The organism is Paraburkholderia sp. BR10872 (genome assembly GCF_040965835.1).
Lineage (GTDB): Bacteria > Pseudomonadota > Gammaproteobacteria > Burkholderiales > Burkholderiaceae > Paraburkholderia > Paraburkholderia nodosa_A.
In genome coordinates this window covers 1-3,603 of sequence record NZ_JBFRCN010000119.1, presented here as the reverse complement: position 1 = coordinate 3,603, position 3,603 = coordinate 1, and the positions used below count along the sequence as shown (strand labels likewise).

The window sequence follows — 3,603 nt, the reverse complement described above, 5'->3', positions numbered from 1 at the left end:
CCGGCGTGCTCACGGTGATGGTCTTGCGGACCCTCCCGACGTCTTCGGCGCTCACTGGCGCGCCGGTGTTGCCCCAGCTCGCACGCACGAAGGTGGACACGTCGGCCACTTCCTGGTCGGACAGACGCCAGCCGAACGGCGGCATCGTGAACGACGAGGGCGCGGATTGCGTGCCTTCGAGCGCGCTGCCTGCGAGCAGCACGTGAATCAGCGAAGTGGGGTCCTTGCCCTGCACGACCGGGTTGCCGCCGAGCGCGGGGAACACGCGCGTATAGCCGCGTCCGTCGCTGCGGTGGCAGGCCATGCAGTTGTCGCGATAGACCGCTGCGCCGCGTGCGCTCGCGTCGCCGTTTTGCAGCTTGTGCGCGGCGGCGGGATCGTAGGCATACGCGGATTCCTTCGGGTCACTGGAGGGCAGCGTCTTGAGGTAGCGCGCGATGGCGAGCAGGTCCGCGTCGTTCATGTGCTGCATGCTGTGCTGAACCACGTCGGTCATGCCGCCGAACGCCGCAGTATGCAGATTGCGGCCCGACTTGAGGAACTGCACGATGTCGTCCTCGCTCCAGTTGCCCAGGCCCGTGCGCGGGTTGCCGCGCAGGCTGGAGGGGACCCAGCCGTCGATCGGGGCGCCGCCCGCGAGGAAGTCGTCGCCTTCGAGGTCGGTGAGCGCAAGCTCCTGCATCGTGCGTGCGCGCGGCGTGTGGCACGCGCCGCAGTGGCCGAGGCCCTGCACGAGATAGGCGCCACGCGCGACGATCGCATCGTTGTAATGCGAGCCGTCGAACGCCTGCACCTTCGGCGCGAACAGCACGCGCCAGGCGCCGAGCGGCCAGCGCATCGAGAGCGGCCAGGGAATGTCCACCGCGCGGTTCTGCGCCTGCACGGGCCCGACGCCGTGCATGAAGTACGCGTAGAGCGCCTTCATGTCGTCGTCGGAGAGGCGTGCGTACGACGGGTAGGGCATCGCCGGGTAAAGCGTGTCGCCGTTCGGCCGCACGCCCTGGCGCACGGCCCTGGCGAAGTCGTCGTAGCTCCACTTGCCGATGCCCGTATTCGCGTCGGGTGTGATGTTGGTCGAGTAGATCGCGCCGATCGGCGTGTCGAACTTCAGGCCGCCCGCGAAGGGCCTTCCGCCCTGTGTGGTGTGGCAGGCAATGCAGTCGCCGGCGCGTGCGAGGTATTCGCCGTGCGCGACGAGTGCGGCGTTCGGTTGCTCAGCCGCGTGCGCCGAAAATGCCATGAACGCCGCACACGCGAAAGTTGCGCGCGCAACGTTCGCGCCGATGGAAAAAATGTTCTTCTTCATGCGGCTCTTCACACGCTCACCAGGGGACCGGGATTCTTCAGATACTGGTTGCGAATGGCCTTCGCGCTCCAGTAAGCGAGGGCGGCGACGAGGCCGGTCGGGTTGTAGCCGATCCCCTGCGGGAACGCGGAGGCGCCCATCACGAACACGTTGGGCACGTCCCAGCTCTGCAGATAGCGGTTGATGACGCTGGTGTTCGGATCGGTGCCCATCACGGCCCCGCCCACGAGGTGAGTGGTCTGATAGCGGCGCGAGTCGAAGTGCGCGCCGAACTCGCGCGTGTAGACGTTGATGGCCTTCGGGCCCATCGCCTCGGCAATCTTCTGCATCTGGCCCGTCACGTACCGCGCCATCTTGATGTCGTTGTCCTTCCAGTCGAAGGTCATGCGCAGAAGCGGCTGGCCGTACGAATCGCGATAGGTCGGATCGAGGTCGAGGTACACGTCGCGGTACGACATGTTGGAGCCGTGCGCGTCCATCGAAATGGTGTGCGCGTAGTGGTCCTTCACGGCCTTCTTCCAGCCTGCGCCCCAGTTCGGCGTGCCCGCCGGCGTGGCGATGCCGCTGATCGGCTTCACGCCCGCCTGGTTCACCCAGAGCGGCGAGCCGCCCACGAAGCCGGGCGGGCCGTGGTCGAAGTTGTCGGCGTTGAAGTCGTCCACGGCCACGCCGTTGCCGCCCGCACCGATGAACGGGTTCGTCCACGTGTCCTTGTCGAAGAACGCCGTGATGGTCGAGAGGTTCTGGTACGCGAAGTTGCGGCCCACCACGCCTTCGCCCGACACCGGGTCATAGGGCTTGCCGATGCCCGAGAGCAGCAGCAGGTGCACGTTGTGATACTGGAACGCGGCGACGATCACCAGGTCCGCGGGCTGGAACACTTCCTGGCCCGCCGGATCGATATACGTCACGCCCGTGGCGCGCTTTCTGGTGCCGTCGAGTTCGACGCGCAGCACGTGGCATTTCGAGCGCAGTTCGAAGTGCTTTTCCTGCTTGAGCGCGGGCAGGATGTTGAGATTCGGCGAAGCCTTCGAGTACATGTAGCACGCGTAGCCGCTGCAGAAACCGCAGAAGTTGCACGGGCCCATCTGCACGCCATAGGGATTCGTGTACGGCCCCGACGTGTTCGCCGAAGGCAGGCGGTAGGGATGCAGGCCGAGCGACTTCGACGCATCGAAGAAACGCTGCGCCGAATAGGTATTCAGTTGCGCGGGCAACGGGAAATTGTCGCTGCGCGCGGCTTCGAACACATTGCCGTCGCCGACCACGTTGCCCTTCACCTTGTACGCCTGGCCCGAGGTGCCGAACACCTTTTCCGCGAAGTCGAAGTGCGGCTCCAGTTCGTCGTAGGTGACGCCGTAGTCCTGGATCGTCATGCCTTCGGGGATGAACTTCTTGCCGTAACGCTCTTCGTAATGGCTCTTCAGGCGCAGCTCTTCGGGCGTGATGCGGAAATGCACGCCCGACCAGTGCAGGCCCGCGCCGCCCACGCCTTCGCCGGGTAGAAACGCGGCGAGCTGGCGGTAGGGCAGGGCCGTGTCGTTCACGCCGTGGCGAATCGAGACGGTGGTCTTCGAAAGATCGAGGAAGAGTTTCTTGCGGATGTTGTACGTGAGCTCGTCGATGGTGTTGGGGTACGCGCCGTCCGGGTAGGTGTCGCGATACTCGCCGCGCTCGAGCGCGACCACCTTCAGGCCCGCTTCGGTCAGTTCCTTCGAGAGGATCGCGCCGGTCCAGCCGAAGCCGACCACGACGGCATCGACGTGAGGTTTCTTGATCGCCATTTACGTACGCTCCCCGTTGATCGAGACCGGGCCGTACGGGTAGGGCTTGCCGTTCTGGTTCACGAAATCCATGAAGTCGGCGCGTGTGCCGGGAAAGCCGATCATCTTCCATGCGGCCATGTTGCGGTTGCCGCCATGAATCGGGTCGCAGAAGTAGCCTTCGCGTGTGTTCTGCAGCAACTGCCCGAAGAACACGGAGGCCGGCACGCCATCCAGCTCGACCTTGCCCGCTTCGAGCGCGCTGAGCACGCTGTCGCGCGTGCTCGCGTCGAGCGCGTCGAAGTCCTTGCCGTAGGCCTTCGTGCAGTACGCGTTCACGGCCTTGATGCCGAGCCGGTAGATGTCGCGCGGCACGAGCTTCAGCTGGTAGCCGAGTTCGGGCACGCCTTGCTGGAACGGCCCCTGCATGTACCAGAGCGCGCCGTGCGCGTAAGGCGTGTCCATCTGCCGGTCGATGAATTCGGGCACGCCGGCTTGCAGCGCGCCGGGGCCTTCGGCGTCGGCGGGAATCAG

Annotated in this window: 3 protein-coding genes; all 3 read right to left on the bottom strand. The window is 65.6% G+C overall.

The genetic code is table 11. From position 1 onward, the window contains the following. On the bottom strand, positions 1 to 1,240 hold a 1,240-nt coding region (locus AB4Y43_RS40165; RefSeq protein WP_368730268.1), incomplete at its 3' end, for a c-type cytochrome. Between the two features lie 74 nt (positions 1,241 to 1,314). Further along, positions 1,315 to 3,090: a GMC family oxidoreductase gene (locus tag AB4Y43_RS40160; protein ID WP_368730267.1), complete on the bottom strand. Its 1,776-nt coding sequence runs from the start codon at positions 3,088 to 3,090 to the stop codon at positions 1,315 to 1,317. Further along, a partial coding sequence (locus AB4Y43_RS40155; RefSeq protein ID WP_368730266.1) for a gluconate 2-dehydrogenase subunit 3 family protein occupies positions 3,091 to 3,603 on the bottom strand: 513 nt, incomplete at its 5' end.